General features: G+C 60.2%; 19 protein-coding genes. 5 read left to right on the top strand and 14 right to left on the bottom strand.

The window, feature by feature from the left end:
- Window positions 1-83: 83 nt before the first annotated feature.
- The 3 genes from yjiA to JFT66_RS15695 form a co-directional block, all read right to left on the bottom strand.
- Window positions 84-1,043 (bottom strand): GTPase, encoded by a 960-nt coding sequence (gene yjiA / locus JFT66_RS15705; RefSeq protein ID WP_153839416.1) that lies wholly within the window; start codon window positions 1,041-1,043, stop codon window positions 84-86.
- Between the two features lie 134 nt (window positions 1,044-1,177).
- Window positions 1,178-1,375 carry a YbdD/YjiX family protein gene (locus JFT66_RS15700; protein ID WP_003194308.1) on the bottom strand — a complete coding sequence of 66 codons (198 nt, stop codon included), beginning with the start codon at window positions 1,373-1,375 and terminating at the stop codon, window positions 1,178-1,180.
- 15 nt (window positions 1,376-1,390) lie between these two features.
- Window positions 1,391-3,457, bottom strand: coding sequence for a carbon starvation CstA family protein (locus JFT66_RS15695; protein WP_034117810.1), 2,067 nt, complete (start codon window positions 3,455-3,457; stop codon window positions 1,391-1,393).
- Window positions 3,458-3,630: 173 nt separating this feature from the next.
- Between JFT66_RS15695 and JFT66_RS15690 the strand changes: the two genes are divergently transcribed.
- Window positions 3,631-3,999 (top strand): PilZ domain-containing protein, encoded by a 369-nt coding sequence (locus JFT66_RS15690; RefSeq protein WP_198859583.1) that lies wholly within the window; start codon window positions 3,631-3,633, stop codon window positions 3,997-3,999.
- 63 nt (window positions 4,000-4,062) lie between these two features.
- On the opposite strand, the gene radA is transcribed toward JFT66_RS15690, so the two are convergent.
- The 3 genes from radA to katB are packed head-to-tail and all read right to left on the bottom strand — an operon-like array spanning window position 4,063 to window position 7,606.
- Complete coding sequence (gene radA / locus JFT66_RS15685; protein WP_034117808.1) at window positions 4,063-5,430, bottom strand: DNA repair protein RadA; 1,368 nt, start codon at window positions 5,428-5,430, stop codon at window positions 4,063-4,065.
- Between the two features lie 36 nt (window positions 5,431-5,466).
- Entirely contained in the window at window positions 5,467-6,006 is a 540-nt protein-coding gene (locus tag JFT66_RS15680; protein ID WP_198859582.1) for an ankyrin repeat domain-containing protein, read from the bottom strand.
- 58 nt (window positions 6,007-6,064) lie between these two features.
- A complete protein-coding gene (katB, locus tag JFT66_RS15675; RefSeq protein ID WP_034117806.1) occupies window positions 6,065-7,606 on the bottom strand; it encodes a catalase KatB in 1,542 nt (513 codons plus the stop codon).
- Window positions 7,607-7,893: 287 nt separating this feature from the next.
- Between katB and mscL the strand changes: the two genes are divergently transcribed.
- Window positions 7,894-8,310, top strand: coding sequence for a large-conductance mechanosensitive channel protein MscL (gene mscL, locus JFT66_RS15670; RefSeq protein WP_034117805.1), 417 nt, complete (start codon window positions 7,894-7,896; stop codon window positions 8,308-8,310).
- A 40-nt stretch (window positions 8,311-8,350) separates the two neighbouring features.
- Here the strand turns inward: mscL and JFT66_RS15665 are convergent, their stop codons facing one another.
- The gene (locus JFT66_RS15665) at window positions 8,351-9,127 is read right to left on the bottom strand and encodes a ferredoxin--NADP reductase (protein WP_198859581.1); all 777 of its coding nucleotides are present in this window, start codon (window positions 9,125-9,127) and stop codon (window positions 8,351-8,353) included.
- A 393-nt stretch (window positions 9,128-9,520) separates the two neighbouring features.
- Here JFT66_RS15665 and JFT66_RS15660 point away from each other — a divergent pair, with 393 nt between their 5' ends.
- Entirely contained in the window at window positions 9,521-10,231 is a 711-nt protein-coding gene (locus JFT66_RS15660; protein WP_153872599.1) for a helix-turn-helix transcriptional regulator, read from the top strand.
- A gap of 141 nt (window positions 10,232-10,372) precedes the next feature.
- Window positions 10,373-11,497 (top strand): methyltransferase, encoded by a 1,125-nt coding sequence (locus JFT66_RS15655; RefSeq protein WP_198859603.1) that lies wholly within the window; start codon window positions 10,373-10,375, stop codon window positions 11,495-11,497.
- An 82-nt stretch (window positions 11,498-11,579) separates the two neighbouring features.
- Here the strand turns inward: JFT66_RS15655 and JFT66_RS15650 are convergent, their stop codons facing one another.
- From JFT66_RS15650 to JFT66_RS15640, 3 genes are read right to left on the bottom strand one after another with little or no spacing between them, the layout of a single operon-like run.
- A complete protein-coding gene (locus JFT66_RS15650; RefSeq protein ID WP_080752921.1) occupies window positions 11,580-11,747 on the bottom strand; it encodes a DUF2474 domain-containing protein in 168 nt (55 codons plus the stop codon).
- A 12-nt stretch (window positions 11,748-11,759) separates the two neighbouring features.
- Window positions 11,760-12,767, bottom strand: a complete 1,008-nt coding sequence (cydB, locus tag JFT66_RS15645) for a cytochrome d ubiquinol oxidase subunit II (RefSeq protein WP_014720024.1) — start codon at window positions 12,765-12,767, stop codon at window positions 11,760-11,762.
- A 1-nt stretch (window position 12,768) separates the two neighbouring features.
- Entirely contained in the window at window positions 12,769-14,208 is a 1,440-nt protein-coding gene (locus tag JFT66_RS15640; protein ID WP_198859580.1) for a cytochrome ubiquinol oxidase subunit I, read from the bottom strand.
- Between the two features lie 317 nt (window positions 14,209-14,525).
- Here JFT66_RS15640 and JFT66_RS15635 point away from each other — a divergent pair, with 317 nt between their 5' ends.
- The gene (locus JFT66_RS15635; RefSeq protein ID WP_034117800.1) at window positions 14,526-15,776 is read left to right on the top strand and encodes an MFS transporter; all 1,251 of its coding nucleotides are present in this window, start codon (window positions 14,526-14,528) and stop codon (window positions 15,774-15,776) included.
- 123 nt (window positions 15,777-15,899) lie between these two features.
- On the opposite strand, the gene JFT66_RS15630 is transcribed toward JFT66_RS15635, so the two are convergent.
- The 4 genes from JFT66_RS15630 to JFT66_RS15615 form a co-directional block, all read right to left on the bottom strand.
- On the bottom strand, window positions 15,900-18,083 hold the full coding sequence (locus JFT66_RS15630; RefSeq protein WP_198859579.1) for a xanthine dehydrogenase family protein molybdopterin-binding subunit: 2,184 nt from the start codon (window positions 18,081-18,083) through the stop codon (window positions 15,900-15,902).
- Window positions 18,080-19,069 (bottom strand): FAD binding domain-containing protein, encoded by a 990-nt coding sequence (locus JFT66_RS15625; protein ID WP_153839421.1) that lies wholly within the window; start codon window positions 19,067-19,069, stop codon window positions 18,080-18,082. Before JFT66_RS15625 ends, JFT66_RS15630 begins: the two co-directional genes overlap by 4 nt.
- A complete protein-coding gene (locus JFT66_RS15620; protein ID WP_034117797.1) occupies window positions 19,066-19,590 on the bottom strand; it encodes a (2Fe-2S)-binding protein in 525 nt (174 codons plus the stop codon). Before JFT66_RS15620 ends, JFT66_RS15625 begins: the two co-directional genes overlap by 4 nt.
- A gap of 97 nt (window positions 19,591-19,687) precedes the next feature.
- Complete coding sequence (locus JFT66_RS15615; RefSeq protein WP_198859578.1) at window positions 19,688-20,134, bottom strand: DUF4879 domain-containing protein; 447 nt, start codon at window positions 20,132-20,134, stop codon at window positions 19,688-19,690.
- Between the last annotated feature and the right edge of the window lie 31 nt (window positions 20,135-20,165).

Here is a 20,165-nt window from a genome sequence, read left to right as displayed (position 1 = left end):
AAGCCCGGCTCTTGAGCCGGGCTTTTTTATTCCAGTTTGAAATGCTGTCCAAGCCCCCTCCCACATTTAAATTGCATTTCAGGTCAGGATTGGTGGACTTTGGCAAAGCCCTCGCGGATTTTGTCTTCGGGCAACTCATCGGCAATAAACACAATCACACTCTCCCGCGCCTCACCCTCGGCCCATTCGGTGTCCCAGTCGAACCCGTAGAGCTTGAGCACGCCCTGGAACACCATGCGCCGGTCTTCCCCGGCAATATTGAGCACGCCTTTGTAGCGCAGCAGTTGCTTGCCGTGGTCTTCCAGCAGCTCGTTCATGAACTCGCTGAGGCGGTCGATATCCAGCGGCTGCTCAGTGCGCAATACCAGGCTGGAGATACGGTCGACGGAGGGCGCGGCACTCACTGGGCGCAGGCTCATGCCGGCGTTGAGGTTAAAGCCGCGCACATCGAGCAATTCGGCCAGGTCAATCGTGCCGTGATCGACCACGCGAATCGGCGCACGCCGGTTGATGCGGGTCAGGCGCTGGCTGAGGGCGTCAAACGTCGCGTCGTCCACCAGGTCGCGCTTGCTCACCAGCAGGCGGTCGGCAAAACCGATCTGGGCCTGGGCGATGGTCTGGGTCAGGTGGTGCTCGGCGTGGGCCGCGTCCACCAGGGTAATGATGCCATCGAGGATGTAGCGCTCGCGTAGCTCTTCGTCGATGAAGAAGGTCTGTGCTACCGGCGCTGGGTCGGCCAGGCCGGTGCATTCGATTACCAGGCGATCGAAGGCGATTTCGCCACTGTCCAGACGTTCAAGCAGTAGGTACAGGGCCTTGGTCAGGTCGGTGTGGATGGTGCAGCACACGCAGCCGTTGGACAGGGTCATGACTTGCACCGGCTCTTCGCCCAGGAGCTGGGTGTCGATACCGGCGTCGCTGAATTCGTTTTCGATCACGGCGATTTTCAGGCCGTGCTCGGCTTTGAGGAGGTGGCGCAGCAAGGTAGTTTTGCCGGCACCGAGGAAGCCGCTAAGGACGGTCACTGGAATGGGAGAGGACAAAAAAATCTCCTTGAAGGAACACTGAAACAAATGTGGGAGGGGGCTTGCTCCCGATAGCAGTGTGTCAGGCACTTATCTGTCACTGACACACTGCTATCGGGAGCAAGCCCCCTCCCACAGGGAGTTGCGTTAACTCAACAGCACTTAGGCCCACCCTTGCCGCCGTAACGGGCTTCCTGGCGCTCCCGGAAGAACGCCTTGTAGTCCATCACCGGCTTGTCCGGGTGCTTGGTTTGCATATGCTCGACGTAGGTGTCGTAGTCGGGCATGCCGACCATCAGGCGCGCAGCCTGACCGAGGTATTTACCGAGGCGACTGATGTCATTGAACATGGTTGCAATCCTCGTTTACGCGTCCGGAACAGCCTGGAACGGCGCTTCTTTATCCGTACGTTCTTTGTTGCCCCAGGCGGCGATGCCTACCTTGAGCGCATAGAACAGGATGCTGAACACCACGAACAGGAACAGCGCCGTCAGCGTTGCGTTGGTGTAGGCGTTCCAGATCACGTGCTGCATCTGGTCGATGCTCTTGGCCGGCGCGAGGATCTGACCGTTGGCCAGGGCGTCGCTGTATTTCTTGGCCAGGGACAGGAAGCCGATGGCCGGGTTGGCGTCGAACAACTTGATGAAGCCTGCGGTGGTGGTGCAGATCAGCAGCCAGACGGCCGGCAGCATAGTCACCCAGATATAGCGCTGGCGCTTCATTTTGATCAGCACAACGGTCGCCAGCATCAGCGCAATGCCCGCCAGCATCTGATTGGAGATACCGAACAACGGCCACAAGGTGTTGATGCCACCCAGCGGGTCGATCACGCCTTGGTACAGCAAGTACCCCCACATCGCCACACAACCGGCAGTCGCGATCAGGTTGGCGGTCCAGGACTCGGTGCGTTTCAGCGCCGGTACGAACGAACCCAGCAGGTCCTGCAGCATGAAGCGACCGGCACGGGTACCGGCATCGACCGCCGTGAGGATGAACAGCGCTTCGAACAGGATCGCAAAGTGGTACCAGAACGCCATGGTGTTTTCACCCGGCAGCACACTGTGCAGGATCTGCGCGATGCCCACCGCTAACGTCGGCGCACCGCCGGCACGCGCCAGGATGGTGGTTTCACCGATATCGTGGGCGACGGCTGACAGCGCCTCGGGAGTGATGGCAAAGCCCCAGCTGCTGACGGTTTGTGCCACGGTAACCACGTCGGAGCCGACGATTGCGGCCGGGCTGTTCATGGCGAAGTACACGCCAGGCTCGATCACCGAAGCGGCAACCATCGCCATGATGGCTACGAACGACTCCATCAGCATGCCGCCGTAACCGATGTAACGGGCGTGGCTTTCACTGGCCAGCAACTTGGGCGTGGTGCCCGAGGAGATCAGCGCATGGAAGCCCGAGACCGCACCGCAGGCGATGGTAATGAACAGGAACGGGAACAGGCCGCCCTTCCACACTGGGCCGGTGCCGTCGATAAACTGAGTCAGCGCCGGCATTTTCAGGTCAGGCATGGTGACCAGAATGCCAATCGCCAGGGCGATGATGGTGCCGATTTTCAGGAAGGTCGACAGGTAGTCGCGGGGCGCCAGGATCAGCCATACCGGCAACACAGCCGCAACGAAACCGTAGCCGATCAGCATCCAGGTGATCTGGATCCCGGTGAAGGTAAACGCCTTGGCCCAGACCGGGTCAGCGGCAATCTGCCCGCCCAGCCAGATCGAACCGAGCAGCAACAGCACGCCGATGATCGAGATTTCACCGATGCGGCCCGGGCGGATGTAGCGCATGTAGATGCCCATGAACATCGCAATCGGGATGGTCGCCATCACCGTAAAGATGCCCCACGGGCTCTCGGCCAGGGCCTTGACCACGATCAGCGCCAGCACCGCAAGGATGATGATCATGATCAGGAAGCAGCCGAACAGCGCGATGGTCCCGGGAATGCGGCCCATCTCTTCACGCACCATATCCCCCAGGGAACGGCCGTTGCGACGGGTGGACAGGAACAGGATCATGAAGTCCTGCACCGCACCCGCCAGCACCACGCCGGCAATCAGCCACAGCGTGCCGGGCAGGTAGCCCATTTGCGCCGCCAGTACCGGGCCAACCAACGGGCCTGCACCGGCAATCGCCGCAAAGTGGTGACCGAAAAGGATGTGTTTGTTGGTCGGCACATAGTCCAGACCATCGTTGTTGACCACTGCGGGGGTGGCCCGCCGAGGATCGAGTTGCATCACGTTATTGGCGATGAACAGACTGTAGTAACGGTACGCAACCAGGTAGATGGCTACGGCAGCGACCACGATCCACAAGGCGTTGATCGCCTCGCCGCGGCGCAAGGCCACTACGCCCAGGGCGCACGCTCCTACGATTGCCAGCACCAGCCAGGGTAGGTGGCGTAGCAGGCTATTATTATTTTTCATTTTTATATTCCAGCCAGGGTGGACAGAAAGGACAGCCAGCCCGAGTTTAGCGCTACTGGCTCCAAAGACCAGCCCCCTACGTTGGTCTAGAGCCTTCAAGCGGCAAAAAAGCGGAAATAAATGCCACCTGATGGCGCAAGGCTACAATCCATCTATCCACAGAGGGCTTCATAATGACCGAGCAACCGTCTGACCGCCGCCGTTTTCGCCGGATCGCTTTTGATGCCAAAACCGAAATTCGGCAAAACGGGTGGGAATTGCCGGTTAAATTGGTGGATCTTTCACTAAAGGGCTTGCTGTTGGAACGGCCAGAAGGCTGGAAGGGCAATAAAGCGCTGCCGTTTGAGGTCGACATACGCCTGGATCCGAAGGCCCATATAAAGATGCAAGTACGGCTGACCCATGAGCACCATGGGCAGTTGGGCTTCGTGTGCCAACACATCGACCTGGATTCGATCAGCCATTTGCGGCGGCTGGTTGAGTTGAACCTGGGTGATGAGGATGAGCTCCACAGAGAGCTGGCGGCATTGCTGGAAATCTAGAAGCCAACACAATTCAAATGTGGGAGCAAGCCCCCTCCCACATTGGTTTCGCGGTGTCGCTGGCTACTCGAACAGAGCATCCAGCGCCTGCTCCAGGCGCGTCACCCCAATCACCTGCAATCCCGGTGGCATTTCCTTGGGCGCATTGCCCTTGGGCACAATCGCGCGTTTGAAGCCGTGCTTGGCCGCCTCCTTCAAACGCTCCTGACCGCTCGGTACCGGGCGCACTTCGCCGGACAAGCCGACTTCGCCGAATACCAGCAGGTCGTGGGGCAGCGGCCGGTTGCGCAGGCTGGACATCACCGCCGCCATCAGCGCCAGATCGGACGCGGTCTCCAGTACCTTGACCCCGCCGACCACGTTGAGGAACACATCCTGATCGTGGGTCGGGATGCCGCCGTGGCGGTGCAGTACCGCCAGCAACATCGCCAAGCGATTCTGGTCGAGGCCGAGCGTGACCCGCCGCGGGTTGGCCAGATGGCTGTCATCCACTAGCGCCTGGACTTCCACCAGCATTGGCCGGGTGCCTTCCCACGTTGCCATCACCACACTGCCCGGGACTTCTTCCTGGGCACGGGTGAGAAAAATCGCAGAGGGGTTGGAGACTTCTTTCAGCCCACGGTCGGTCATGGCGAACACACCCAACTCGTTGACGGCACCGAAACGGTTCTTCACGGCCCGCAGCAAGCGCAGGCGACCATCGGATTCGCCTTCGAAATACAGCACGGTGTCGACCATGTGTTCCAACACCCGTGGCCCGGCCAACGCGCCTTCCTTGGTCACATGGCCGACGAGGAAGATCGCCGTGCCGCTTTGTTTGGCATAGCGCACCAACAGTGCCGCGCTTTCACGCACCTGGGACACCCCGCCCGGTGCCGATTGCAGTTGCTCGGTGAAAATCGTCTGGATCGAGTCGATGACCATGACCTTGGGTTTTTCGATCCGCGCCGTGGCGATGATGCTTTCGATGCAGGTTTCGGTCATGACCCGCAGTTGGTCCTGGGGCAAGCCCAGGCGCCGGGCGCGCATGGCCACTTGTTGCTGGGATTCTTCGCCGGTGACATACAGCGCCGGCATGCGGCTGGCGATGCTGCACAGGGTTTGCAAGAGGATCGTCGACTTGCCGATGCCCGGGTCACCGCCGATCAGCACCACCGAGCCGTCGACCAGGCCACCGCCGAGCACTCGGTCCAGCTCGCCGGAGGCGGTGGAAAAACGCGGGATCTCTTCGACGCTGACTTCGGCCAGGGTCTTGATCTGCGCCTGTTGCCCGGTCCAGCCGGCGCGGCCGGTAGGGGCTGCTGCCCCGCCGCTCTCGATCATGGTTTCAGTCAGGGTGTTCCACGCACCGCACTCGGAACACTGGCCCGCCCATTTGGGAAAGGTCGCGCCGCACTCTGTGCAGCCGTACATGCGCTTGGCCTTTGCCATGTGAGAAACCTCCAACCGAAAAACCGCGATGATAGCTCAGCGCGACGCCGGGGTCCGGATTTCGCCATTGGCCAAACGTGAAGCGCTGTTGCCGATGGGATCTTCGGCGTTCAGGTCAGCGCCTTTGGCTTGCAGCTCGCCCAGCAGCTCGACGCGCTTGAACAGCCCCGCATACATGGCAGCGGTCTGCCCGGCACCGTTGCGTTGGTCAGGGTTGCAGTCCGTCGCCAGCAGGCGCTGGGCGATTTTCAGCTCCCCCTTGAAGATGGCGCCCATCAGCGCTGTATTGCCGCGCTTGTCCTGCACGCAGGCGTTGGCTCCCGCGTCGAGCAGGCGCTCCACATACGGGCCTTGGCCGTGATAAGCGGCGAGGATCAGCGCGGTATAGCCTTTGTCATCCTGAGTGTTGAGGCCGTAGCCAGACTCAATAAACGTGTTGAGCATATCGAGATCGCCACGGCGGGCAGCGTCGAAATAGTAGTCTTGCAACTGGGCCTTGAGCGCCACCGGGTCGGAAGACGCGGCATGGGCGACGAAAGCCAGCATTGTCATCAGCAAACCGATTGAGATACGCATGGGGTTTTCTCCTGCCAAAGGTCAACGCCCCATAAGGGCGCCGACCACGACCAACGGATCAGTCAGTCAGTTTTTCAGCCAGCGCCTTCACGCGAGCCAGATCACCCTTGGCGACCTTCGCAACGCCTGTGCCGTATTCCGGATCAGCCTTGTAGAGGAACGACAGGATGATGTGCTTGCTCTCGTCATCGGTGGTGGCCAACGAGCCGCCGAAGTTGTCGATCAAGTCCTGACGCTCTTTCTTGGTGTAGGAGCGGTACAGATCGCCAGCCTGCTTGAAGTTCTGCTCACGCTGGATCTTCGCCTGCTGGGTGCTGCCCGACAGCGGCGACTGGCTGTAGCGCGCAGTTTGCGGCTCTTCCCGTGGCAGCAGGCGGCTTGGCTGGTAGTTCACGCCGGTGGTGGTCTTGCCGAAGTTCATCGCACCGTCCTGGTTGCCGTTGTTGACGGTGACCCGTGGGGCGTTGATCGGCAGTTGCAGGGCGTTCGCGCCAAGGCGGTACATCTGCGTATCGGCATAGGAGAACACCCGGCCCTGCAGCAGACGGTCTTCCGACGGCTCGATGCCAGGTACCAGGTTGGCCGGGGCCATCGCGACTTGTTCGGTCTCCTGGAAGACATTGGCCGGGTTACGGTTCAGCACCATTTGCCCGACTTTACGCTCCGGCACATTCGGCCAGATCTTGGTGGCGTCCAGTGGGTCGAAATCAAACTTGGCCAAGTCCTCTGGCTTGAGTACTTGCACATACAAGTCCCACTTAGGGAAGTCGCCCTTGTTGATGTGAGTGACCAAGTCATTGGTCATGTGGCTGTAGTCACGCCCCTGGACTTCGGTGACTTGTTTAGGGTCAAGGTTCTTGATGCCTTGCAGGCTCTTCCAGTGAAACTTGACGTAGTGCACTTCGCCCTTGGCGTTAATCAACTTGTAGGCGTGCACGCCATTACCGTCCATTTCGCGGTAACTGGCCGGGGTGCCTGAGTCTGAGTACAACTCGGTCAGTGTACGAGTGGACTCTGGAACATGGGAGAAGAAGTCGAAACGGCGCGAGTCATCATCTAGGTTAGTGCGTGGGTCCGGTTTAAAGGCATGGACCATGTCCGGGAATTTGATGGCATCGCGGATAAAAAACGTCGGGAAGTTATTACCGACCAGGTCCCAGTTGCCTTCAGCGGTGTAGAACTTGGTGGCGAAGCCTCGTGGGTCACGCAGGGTTTCCGGGGAGTGGTTACCGTGGACTACCGCCGAGAAGCGCACGAACACTGGCGTGGTCTCACCGGCCGCGAACACCTTGGCCTTGGTCAGGTCACTGAGGTTGTCGGTCACGGTGAACGTACCATGGGCACCCGTACCGCGGGCGTGTACCACACGCTCTGGGATGCGTTCGCGGTCGAAGCGTTGCAGCTTCTGGATCAGTTGCACGTCCTGCAGCAACACTGGGCCGTTGGCCCCGGCTGTTTGCGAGTTCTGGTTATCACCGACGTTGGCCCCGTTATCGCGGGTCAGGTTGGCGGCTTGCACCGAGAGGGAAAGCAGGCTGGCGGTTACCAGTGCCAGCGCATGGCGCGCTGACACCGGCCTGCGGCTGAGTGGAGTGTTCATCGAGGTTTCCTCTGATTTTTTTAGTGCACATTCGGTTGTGCTTGTCAGAGGCTAGTGACCTGGGAATCAGAAGATAAATAGAAAAACACCACAGGCCCGATTAAGAAAATAATCTGGTAACTGGCTGAAATGACGGGTAATTCGCGCGCGACTGGTGGCACTTTGCAAACTATTTGCGATTTAATGTGTCGATAAAAATCGACAGTGTTAACAGTTGTGTCGAGCAAGCCTTGTACGACTGAATTACACTGACTTCCACCCTCCTCAACTGTAACAAGGAATAACCTATGGGCGTGATCAGTGAGTTCAAGGCCTTCGCGGTCAAAGGTAATGTGGTCGACATGGCCGTCGGTATCATCATCGGCGCCGCCTTCGGAAAAATCGTTTCCTCGTTTGTAGGCGACGTAATAATGCCACCCATCGGCCTGCTGATCGGTGGTGTGGACTTCGCCGATTTGGCAGTCACCCTCAAGGCCGCACAAGGTGATGTACCTGCCGTGGTCCTGGCTTACGGCAAGTTCATCCAGAGCATCATCGACTTCGTGATCGTCGCTTTCGCGATTTTCATGGGTGTAAAGGCCATCAACCGCCTGAAGCGCGAAGAGGCCGTAGCCCCGAGCTTGCCGCCGACGCCGACCAAGGAAGAGGTGCTGCTGGGTGAGATCCGCGATCTGCTCAAGGCACAGCATGACAAGCCGCTTTAAACCGCGGATGCAGAAAGGCGCCTCGTAAGGCGCCTTTTTTCTACCAGTAGTTTTCCACTGCAACCTGGCCAGGGCGTCGGCTCAGGCTCAGCTGCATGTCCCTCTGCTTGAGCAACTGACGAGTGTCATCCACCATCGCCGGGTTGCCGCAAATCAGTACACGTGAGTGTTGTGGGCTCAACTCGACGCCGGCCGCACGCTCCAACTCACCATTTTCTATCAAGGTAGTAATGCGCCCGTTCAACGCGCCCGGATGTTGCTCGCGAGTGACGATCGGGATGTAGGTGAGTTTATGCGCATATTCGGCCAGGTATTCTCGCTCCCCCAGTGTCTTGATCAATGACTGATAGGCCAGCTCCTTGGCTTCGCGCGCGCTGTACACCAGAATGATTCGCTCGAATTTCTCCCAGGCTTCAAAGTCCTGCAGGATCGACAGGAACGGCGCCACGCCTGTGCCGGTCCCCAGCAGCCAGAGGTCGCGCCCATCAACGAAACGACTCAGCGTCAGGAAACCCGTGGCCTGGCGCTCTACCAACAACGTATCGCCGACCCGCAAGCGACTCAACTCGCTGGTGAACTCCCCATCGGGAACGACGATGGAAAAAAAGTCGAGGTATTCGTCGAAAGGCGACGACACCACGGAGTAAGCACGCCAGACAACACTGCCATCCGCCTTGGTCACTCCCAGGCGTACAAACTGCCCCGCCGTGAAACGAAAGCCGGCGTCACGCGTGGTGCGCAGCGTAAACAGGCTGGACGTCAACGATTGCACGTCGAGCAGGGTCTGGCAGGTATATTTCTCAGCGCTGGCCGTCATGGGGCACTCCGTTCAACAGGGGCCCTAGTGTCCCCCAAAGTGGCGCATTAAAACACCGATGAACAGTAGTGGCATCAAGCCCACCAACATTGATAGCTCTTTAGCATCACCTTTGATCAATTGGCTATTTGCACCCCACCTATCTAGCTTAATCAGTGCCAAAAACGGTGTACACATTGCGCTTAAGACGCTTACCTAACCCATTAATACACCGCAAAAAAACTAACTTAATGGGTGGCAGACACGCGAACGAACCGAGCGAGAACATTCCTAAAATCGGTCACAAAAGAGCGAAAAATTCATCCCGCATCGTAGTCCGTGTCCTACACTCTTTTCCGTATCGCATTGGGATCAGGACGTACCCAAGTCACACCACTTCATGGAGATTTGCCGATGGTCAACTGGCGCAATACACGACTCCCAAAACTCGAAGGTGAGAACGAGGTCACCAGTGTTTTTGAGATGGTCATTAACCACACCTATGAACTGGGCTTTGAATACTGCTCCTTCACGATGAGCTCCCAACTTCCAACCAGCCAGGTAAATACCGTACAAATCAACAACTATCCAAATGAATTCAACTCCTTGTATAAGCAAGCCCACTTTTTTGACACAGATCCCGTCGTGGCTCACTGCAAGCGCTGCGTTCTACCATTGGTCTGGGAAGAGAAGGCGTTCAGCACGGCACCGCATTTGTGGGCGTTGACCCAGTCGTTCGGCATCCACCTGGGTTGGAGCCAGGCTGTCCACGACTTCCAGGGCGTCTTCAGTATGCTGAGCGTGGGCCGCAGTCATGACGCCGTCAGCCCCGAGGAACTTTACGAAAAAGCCGGCCAAGTGCTGTGGTTATGCCATGCCATGCACGCCGTGGTAGCGCAGAAATATGCTACTGAGCCGAGCATGAACCCATCGAGCAAATTGACCCCACGGGAAACGGAGATCCTCATGTGGTCAGCCAAGGGCAAAACCGCCTCGGAGATTGCCACTATCCTCTGCCTCGCGGAACGCACAGTGGGCTTTCATATCAGCAGTACCTTCAAGAAATTGGGGGTCAACAACAAAATCGCTGCCGTGCTCAGCGCCTCGAAAGCAGGGCTGTTTTAACCTGCGCATGAAACACCGCATGTCATCGGGCTCAAAAAAAAGTAACATTTGCGGCCAATTCTGAGTGTTGAGACTGCCCCTTGAGGGCGTTGCTTCGTGGTTCATTCAGACGGCCCGCCGATTACCCAGAGCCTCCCCGCCATGCCCCTGCTCGACAGCCCCTTCGCCCAGCTCGATCTGATTCGCCAGCCAGAGCAGCACAATGATCCGCTGCAAGCCTTCGATGCCGCCGACGAGTACCTGCTCAGCCATCTCGCCGAGCAGCAGCCCCACGCTGCCACCCGCGTGCTTATCCTGAATGATAGCTTCGGCGCCTTGGCAGCCAGCCTGGAAGGACATGTGCAGGTGACCTCCAGCGGTGACTCATTCCTCGCGGCCCAGGGCCTGGAAAAAAACCTGGTACGCAACGGCAAGGCCTTTGATGCAGTGAAATTCACGCCAGCCAGCCAGGTAGCCACCGGACCATTCGATCGCGTATTGATCCGTGTACCCAAAACCCTGGCGCTGCTGGAGGAACAACTGATCCGCCTGCAAGGGCAACTGGCGCCGGGCGCCGAAGTGATCGCTGGGGCGATGATCAAGCACTTGCCCCGGGCCGCGGGCGAGCTGCTGGAGCGCTATATCGGGCCAATGCAGGCCTCATTGGCCGTCAAAAAGGCGCGCCTGCTGATCGCCACCGTCGCCGACCGCCCCGTAGCGGTCTCGCCCTACCCGACCCGCTACCCCCTGGACACGCCGGCCATCGAGCTGCTGAACCACGCCAATGTGTTCTGCCGCGAAGGCCTGGACATCGGCACCCGCGCCTTCCTGCCACACCTGCCAAAAAACCTGGGCAGTGCCCGCGTGGCAGACCTGGGCTGCGGCAATGGCGTGTTGGCAATTGCCAGCGCCCTGCAAAACCCCGACGCCCAGTACACCCTGGTGGATGAGTCCTACATGGCCGTGCAATCCGCCGCTGAAAACTGGCAGGCCGCCCTGGGCGCGCGTGAGGTCAGGGTACGCGCCGATGACGGCCTGGCCGGCCAGGAGGCGCAGTCGTTGGACGTGGTGCTGTGCAACCCACCGTTCCACCAGCAACAGGTAGTCGGCGACTTCCTCGCCTGGCGCATGTTCCAGCAGGCACGGGAAGCCCTGGTAGTCGGCGGCGCCCTGTATATCGTCGGTAACCGTCACCTGGGTTATCACAGCAAGTTGGCGCGGTTGTTCCGCGGCGTCGAGCAAGTCGCCGCCACGCCGAAGTTCGTCATCCTCAAGGCGCGCAAATAAAAAAGCCCTGCCCTTCCAAAAGAAGAGCAGGGCTTGCCGCTCAAGTTAGCAGGCTGCGGACCGCAAAGCCCCGCCCGGGATATCAGTGCGTGGTCAGGCCGGCCGCATTCATGAACATGCGCATCAGGCTGGCCACGATGAACAGGGCCACCACGCTACCGGTCCAGATCATCACCAACCAACCCAGGCGCCGCCACAGCGGCTGCTTTTCGGCCTGCTCAATCTCGTGCAACGTAGGTTTGCCGGACATGAAGAGCCCCTCCTAGTGATAGCCGTCTTCGTGGGTGACCTTGCCGCGGAACACGTAGTAGCTCCAGAAGGTGTAGCCCAGGATGAACGGGATGATGAACAGCGTGCCCACCAGCATGAAGCCCTGGCTTTGCGGCGGCGCGGCGGCATCCCAGATTGATACGGACGGCGGGATGATATTCGGCCACAGGCTGATGCCCAGGCCGCTGTAGCCGAGGAAGATCAGCACCAGCGTCAGCAGGAACGGCGTGTAGTGCGCATTACGTGCCACGGCGCGAATCAGCCCGTACATGGTCACCAGCACCAGGATCGGCACCGGCAGGAACCAGAACAGGTTCGGCAAGGTAAACCACCGCGATGCGATTTCCGGGTGGGTCAGCGGCGTCCAGATGCTGACGATACCGATCACCGCCAACACCACGAACGCCAACGGCCGCGCCAGGTTATGCATCTGCTCCTGCAACTTGCCTTCGGTCTTCATGATCAGCCAGGTGCAACCGAGCAAGGCATAGGCCACGATCAGCGCCACACCGCAGAACATCGTGAACGGTGTAAGCCAGTCCAGTGAGCCACCGGCAAACTGGCGGTCCACCACCGGGATGCCGTCGATAAAGGCACCCAGCGCCACCCCCTGGAAGAAGGTCGCCGCCAGCGAGCCACCGATAAACGCCTTGTCCCACAGGTGACGCTTGTGGTCCTTGGCCTTGAAGCGAAACTCAAAGGCCACGCCGCGGAAGATCAGCCCGATCAACATCAGGATCAGCGGCAGATACAAGGCCGACAACACCACCGAATAGGCCAGCGGAAACGCGCCAAACAACGCCGCGCCGCCGAGTACCAGCCAGGTTTCGTTACCATCCCATACGGGTGCCACGGTATTCATCATGACGTCACGGTCGACCTTGCCCGGGATAAACGGGAAGAGGATGCCGATGCCCAGGTCGAAGCCGTCCATGACCACGTACATCATGATGCCGAAGATGATGATCACGGCCCAGATCAGCGGAAGATCAATACCCATCTCAATGCTCCTTGTGCTGGATGTGGGCTTGGTCGTTATCGCTACCATCATCGGCGGCGGAAAGCGGACGAGCCGGTGTACGTTTCTGGCCAGGGCCACCGTGGGTAGGTTCGCTGCCTTCGTGGGGCTGAGGCCCTTTGCGCACCAGGCGCATCATGTAGCCCAGGCCAGCACCGAACAGTGCGAAGTACACCACCACGAACAACACCAGGGTGATGGTCATTTGCGCCAGGCTATGCCCGGATGAAGCATCCGCCGTGCGCATCAACCCGTAGACCACCCACGGCTGGCGACCGATTTCGGTAGTGAACCAACCGGCGAGAATCGCAATCAGGCCAGACGGGCCCATCCACAGCGCGAGGTACAGGAATGGCCTGGACGTGTACATCTTGTCGCCCCGGCGCAGCCACAGGCTGAACAGACCGGTGAAGATCATCAGCAAGCCCAGGCCGACCATGACCCGGAATGACCAGAACACAATGGTCGAGTTGGGGCGGTCCTCTGGCGGGAACTCCTTGAGGGCCGGCACCTGCTTGTCCAGGGAGTGGGTCAGGATCAGGCTGCCCAGGTACGGGATCTCGACGGCGTATTTGGTTTTCTCGGCTTTCATGTCCGGCCAGCCGAACAGGATCAGCGGCGTTGGCTCGTTGCCGATATTTTCCCAGTGACCTTCAATCGCGGCGATTTTTGCCGGCTGATGCTTGAGGGTGTTAAGGCCATGGAAGTCGCCGATCACCGCCTGGATTGGCGCGACGATCAGGGCCATCCACATCGCCATCGAGAGCATTGTGCGGATTGCCGGGTTATCCCTGCCGCGCAGCAAATGCCAGGCCGCCGAGGAGCCGACAAAGAACGCGGTCGCCACGAAGGCAGCCGTGGCCATGTGCGCCAGGCGATAGGGGAATGAAGGGTTGAAGACGACAGCGAACCAATCGGTAGGAATCACGCGACCGTCGATGATTTCAAAGCCCTGGGGCGTCTGCATCCAGCTGTTGGACGAGAGAATCCAGAAGGTGGAAATCAATGTACCGACGGCCACCATCACGGTGGAGAAAAAGTGCAGCTTGCGCCCCACCTTGTTCCAGCCGAACAGCATCACACCGAGGAAACCGGCCTCGAGGAAGAACGCCGTGAGTACTTCATACGTCAGCAACGGCCCGGTGACCGCGCCGGCGAAGTCGGAGAAGCGACTCCAGTTGGTGCCGAACTGATAGGCCATGACCAGACCCGAAACCACCCCCATGCCGAAGTTGACGGCAAAGATCTTCGACCAGAAATGGTAAAGGTCACGGTAGGTGTCGTTGTGGGTCTTGAGCCACAAGCCCTCCAGCACTGCAAGGTAACTGGCCAGGCCGATGGTGATCGCCGGGAACAGGATGTGGAATGAGATGGTGAACGCGAATTGAATTCGGGCGAGATCTAGCGCCTCCAAACCGAACATAAGTCTTCCTCTGTCAGGTAATACCGGCTGCTGGCTGGGAGCCTGCACCCACTGCCCCCACGGATATGGAGTGTGGCGAATTTCAATTCGTTTCTTTTTTTACCCATCACGCAGGGAATCTGGTCTTGCGACCGCCAGAACAATCCCGGGGCAGGTTTTGATCTGGATCAAGCATTGCTCAAAGCGTAGTCCTATTTTAGCTGTAGGACTGTGTGGTCTTTTGCCGCGTGACAGCTTGCCTCAGCCATGTTCTCGCAACTATTTGTTACAGCTTGGTGCTAATCTCGCTTTTCCCCCAGCCCTGACCTGAATGCCCGATGCCTAGCGAACCCGCGTTGCTGTTACGTCACCACCGCCCTTTCATCGCGTTCTGGCTGGCGCGGATCTTTACCGCCAGCGGCTTCCAGATGCTCACCGTGGCTATCGGCTGGAACCTCTACCAACTGACCGGCAATGTGCTGGACCTGGGTCTGGTGGGCCTGGTGGAGTTCGTACCGCGCGTGCTGTTCATGCTGCACACCGGGCATGTGGCTGATCGCTATGAGCGGCGCAAAGTCGCCGCCATCTGCCAGACCGTGCAGGCGCTGATTGCCTTGTCGCTGGCCATCGGCGGCCTGACCGGCAACGTGACCCGCGAGATGATCTTTATCCTTGCCTTCCTGCTCGGCGCGGCACGTTCGTTTGAAATGCCCACCACTCAGGCGCTGCTGCCAAGCATCGTGCCCAGCGCCCTGTTCCCTCGGGCCGTGGCCTCCTCGCAATCAGCCCAACAATTGGCGACCATCGTCGCGCCGGCCCTCGGCGGTTTGCTCTACGCGTTTGGCAGTGTGTGGGTGTACGGCCCGACCGTGGCGCTCTACCTGATCGCCTGCGTGTTGACCCTGAACCTGCCCGCCCGCCAGACCCCGTTGAACAAAGGCAAGGCCACCATGGACTCGCTGCTGGCGGGCATTCGCTTTATCCGCAGCCGCCCGGACATCCTCGGCGCCATCTCCCTCGACTTGTTTGCCGTATTGCTGGGCGGTGCCACCGCCCTGCTGCCGGTGTTCGCCAAGGACATCCTGCTCACCGGCGCCTGGGGCCTGGGCCTGCTGCGTTCGGCGCCGGCAGTGGGAGCGTTGTTGATGTCATTGTGGCTGGCGCGCTTCTCAGTCGACCGCAAAGTGGGCCGCGTGATGTTCACCGCCGTCGGCGTGTTTGGCGTGGCGACCATTGCCTTCGGCCTGTCGACCTCATTCTGGTTCTCCCTGGCGGTGCTGGTGGTACTGGGCGCAGCGGATATGATCAGCATGGTGATCCGTGCCTCGTTCGTGCAACTGGAAACACCGGATGAGATGCGCGGGCGAGTCAGTGCGGTCAATGGCCTGTTTATCGGCGCATCCAATCAACTGGGCGAGTTCGAATCCGGGATCACCGCCCACTGGTTTGGCACCGTGCCGGCGGTGGTCATGGGCGGTATCGGCACGCTGGTGGTGACGGGGGTGTGGATCAAGCTGTTTCCGACCCTGGCGAACCGTGACCGTATGCATGTGCCGGTGGAACAGCCCACTCAAAAAACTACCGCATAACCCATGTGGGAGGGGGCTTGCTCCCGATAGCGGTGGATCAGTCAATTTATGCTTGGACTGAAACGCCGCCATCGGGAGCAAGCCCCCTCCCACATTTGGATCTTCAGTGTTTGCTAGATCGCGTCAGAGCACCTTGTCGAGGGTGATCGGAAACTCCCGCACCCGTTTGCCAGTGGCATGGTAAATCGCATTCGCCACCGCCGCCGCCACCCCGACAATACCGATTTCCCCCACGCCCTTGGAGCCCAGCGCATTGACGATCTCGTCGTGCTCCTCGACAAACAGCACGTCAATCTCGCCAATGTCGGCATTCACCGGGATGTGGTACTCGGCCAGGCTGTGGTTCATGTAGCGCCCCAGTTGATGGTCGACCTGGGTTTCTTCATGCAGGGCCATGCCAATGCCCCACACCACGCCGCCAAGGATCTGGCTACGGGCCATCTTGGGGTTGACCACCCGCCCGGCGGCAATCGCGCTGACCACACGGCTGACCTTGATGGTGCCCAAGTCTTCGTCTACCCGCACTTCGACAAACACCGCCGAGTGAGTCGCGGCGGCATAACCCTGGCGTTTCTTGTCGGGTTCGCTGTCGACCTGCACTTGCAACGCCTCTTCACCGCTGTCCTTGACCAGTTGCGCCAGCGACACACTCACGTTACCGGTATGCAACTGGCCGTCTTCAAAACGCACGGCTTGCGCGTCCTTGAACACCGGATAGGTCTGCCGGGCGACCTCCAGCAACTTGGCATTCAGCGCTTCACACGCTTGCTGCACGGCGGTGCCGACGGAAGATACGGTAAACGAGCCGCCCTGCAATGGCGCGGTGGGTAACGAAGAGTCGCCCAACAGAAAGTCGATATCAGCCATTGCCACACCACTGGCCTGGGCGGCGATCTGAGTCATTACCGTGTAAGTGCCCGTGCCGATATCCGTAGTGGCGCTGCTGACGGTGAGCTTGCCCTCAGCGTCGATACGCGCCTTGGCACTGGCCTTCATCTGCATGGCTTCCCACACGCCGCCTGCCATGCCCCAGCCGATCAATTGGCGACCGTCGCGCATGCTGCGCGGTTCCGGGTTGCGCTGGCTCCAGCCGAAACGCTCGGCGCCTTCGCTGTAGCACTCACGCAGGGCCTTGCTCGACCAGGGTTTGTCTTCGTTCTGGTTGCGCTCGGCGTAGTTGATCAGGCGCAGTTGCACCGGGTCCATGCCTAAGGCGCAGGCCAGTTCGTCCATGGCGCACTCCAGGCCGATCACGCCCAATGCGGCGCCGGGTGCGCGCATGTCCAAGGGCGTAAACACATCCAGCGGCGCCAATTTGTAGGTCAGTTGCACGTTGTCGCAGTGATAGAGCATGCCGCTCCATTCCACCACGTGCTCGCTGAAATCCTCGAAGCGCGAGGTCTGGCCAATCGCGGTATGCCCCAAGGCCAGCAAGCGCCCGTTGGCGGCGGCGCCCATCTGCAAACGCTGCAAGGTGCGCGGGCGATAACCGAAGGTGAACATCTGCTGGCGAGTCAGGGTGACGCGTACCGAACGCTTGAGCGCCAGGGACGCCATCACCGCCAACGGCAATTGGTATTGCGGGCGCAGCCCCGAGCCGAAGGCACCGCCAACGAAGGCGGCAAAGATGCGCACCTGGTTCTTATCCAGGCCGAACACTTTCTGCACGTAGGCTTGGCAGTTCTGCGGGCCCTGGGTCTTGTCGTGGATATGCAGGGTGCCGTCCGGTTGGAACAGCACGGTGCTGGCATGAGGTTCCATCGGGTTGTGGTGTTCGATGGGCGTGCTGTAGTGCAGATCGAGGCTGACCGCCGCGCCGGCCCACTCGGCCTGGAAGTTGCCACGGGGCTTGGGTGGCGTCTGTGGCGAGGGGTAGGCCAGATCCTGCTGGGTGAGCAAATCGGTCTCGAAGCTTTCACGCTCGTATTCAATTTCCACGAGTGAGCCGGCATGCCGTGCCAACTCCAGGTTATCGGCGATCACCAGGGCCAGCGGCTGGCCACTGTAGAGCACACGGTCGTTGTACAGCGGGCGAAACGGCGAGCCATCGGCGGCATCGTCATCGGCGAAGGCATCGTCGTAACTGGCGATCTTCGGCCGGTTGAGGTGATCGATCACCGCCACCACGCCGGGCAACGCCAGGGCCTTGGACGCATCGATACTGACGACCCGCCCCTTGGCGATAGTGCTGGAGACCACGCTGCCATGCAGCAGGCCCGGCTCGGGAAACTCACCGGCATAACGCGCTTTCCCGGTGACTTTGAGTAGGCCGTCGACACGGTCCAGGGGTTTGCCGATGGCGCTCATGGCTGTTCTCCTGCGACGGCGGCGTCGCTCAAGGCACGAATGATTGCGCGACGTGCCAGCTTGATCTTGAAGCCGTTGTGTTCCAGTGGCTCTGCGTCTTGCAGCAGAGCGTCGGCGGCATTGCTGAAGGTTTCGCGGCTGACGGTCTGGCCGATCAATGCAGCTTCTACTGCGCGGTCGCGCCAGGGTTTGTGCGCCACACCGCCGAGGGCCAGGCGCGCATCGATAATGGTGTCGCCGTCCAGTTCCAGGGCCGCGGCGACGGACACCAAGGCAAAGGCATAGGACGCTCGGTCACGGATTTTCAGGTAGTGGCTGTGCCGGGCCAGGTGGTCAGCGGGCAACTCGATGGCGGTGATCAGTTCGTCGTCGGCCAATTGGTTGTCGCGTTGCGGTGCATCACCGGGCAAACGGTGGAAGTCGGCAAACTCGATCACTCGCGCACCGCCGCGCCCCTCTACATGCACGCGCGCCTCCAGCGCCGCCAGGGCCACGCACATGTCCGACGGGTGCGTAGCCACACACTGCTCGCTGGCACCGAGGATCGCATGGATGCGGTTCAGACCGCTGCGCGCCGGGCATCCGCTGCCGGGCTCGCGTTTGTTGCACGGCACCGTCGCGTCATAAAAGTAGTAACAACGGGTGCGCTGCAACAGGTTGCCGCCAGTACTCGCCATGTTGCGCAGCTGCGGCGACGCCCCGGCCAGGATCGCCTGGGACAGCAACGGGTAGCGCTGTTCGATCAGCGGGTGCCAGGCCAGGTCGGCATTGCTCACCAGCGCGCCGATACGCACACCGCCCTCGGCCGTTTCTTCAACCGCATGCAGCGGCAGGCCAGTGATGTCGATCAGGTGCTCGGGGCGGCTGATGTTTTCTTTCATCAAGTCCAGCAGGTTGGTGCCCCCGGCAATGAAGCGCGATACCGCACTGCTCAGGTGCACCGCCTCGCGCACATCGGCCGGCTTGCTGTAATGGAAGGGGTTCATTGCTCGCCTCCCTGGCTGCGGCAGGCCGGCAACGCCTCTTCGATGGCATCGCGGATATTGGTGTAGGCGCCACAGCGGCACAGGTTGCCGCTCATCAGTTCCTGGATTTGTGCACTGTCATGGGCACGGCCTTCATTGGCCAGGCCGACTGCGGAACAGATCTGGCCGGGGGTGCAGTAGCCGCACTGAAACGCGTCGTGCTTGATAAAGGCTTGCTGCATCGGGTGCAGTTGGTCGCCGTCGGCCAAGCCTTCGATGGTGGTCAGCTCGGCGCCGTCGCACATGACGGCGAGGGTTAAACAGGCATTCACGCGCTTGCCGTCACGCAATACGGTGCAGGCGCCGCATTGGCCGTGGTCGCAGCCTTTTTTGCTACCGACCAGGTCCAGTTGTTCGCGCAGCAGGTCCAGCAAGGTGGTCCAGGGCAGCACGTCCAATTGGCGATCCTGGCCATTGAGGGTCAATCGAATCGAGTGGGCGACGAACGGTTGGGCCGCCGCGCCATTAGGGGTCGCGCTCATAAAACACCTCACGGGTTGGTGTACATCCGCGGCGTTCAGGAAAGTCGCCGTCTCAGGGGTACGACTTCCCGGTGTTTTGAGCGTTCAAGACAATTGATCAGCGGATATTGAGCTGGGCTTTCAAAGTGTTTTGCGGAGGGTTGATCGAGGTATTGGTGAACTCGAACCAGCCCTGGGCTTGCACGTTCAGGTCGAACACATAGATGTAGCCCATCAGCGTGCCTACACCATTACACGCCTCACTGATGTTGCCGACCTGGCACACCGCCGTGCGTTGCCCGTTCAACTCTGCGCCGTTGAAGCGCCCCATCGGGCTGTTGCCCAGGCCGACCTCCATGACCGAGACCTGGGTGGCCCCACGGTGTTCGCACATCTGGGTGGTGTTCACCCGTTCCGGTATCGCTTCGCTGCACTTGGCCGATTCCACCTTGAACACCCGCACTTCGCTCAAGGCCGGTGCAGCTGCGCCCCACGCCGGTGCTGCGCCCAGCCACAGGCTGATACAGGTGATCAGAGCTAGACTCCACGCGTTGGCTTTTTTCATGCTGGCAATGACCCTGTATTGAACGTCGGCG

It is taken from the genome of Pseudomonas sp. MF6755 (genome assembly GCF_016405635.1).
Taxonomy (GTDB): domain Bacteria; phylum Pseudomonadota; class Gammaproteobacteria; order Pseudomonadales; family Pseudomonadaceae; genus Aquipseudomonas; species Aquipseudomonas haemolytica.
This window is presented reverse-complemented; position numbering and strand designations above follow the sequence as displayed.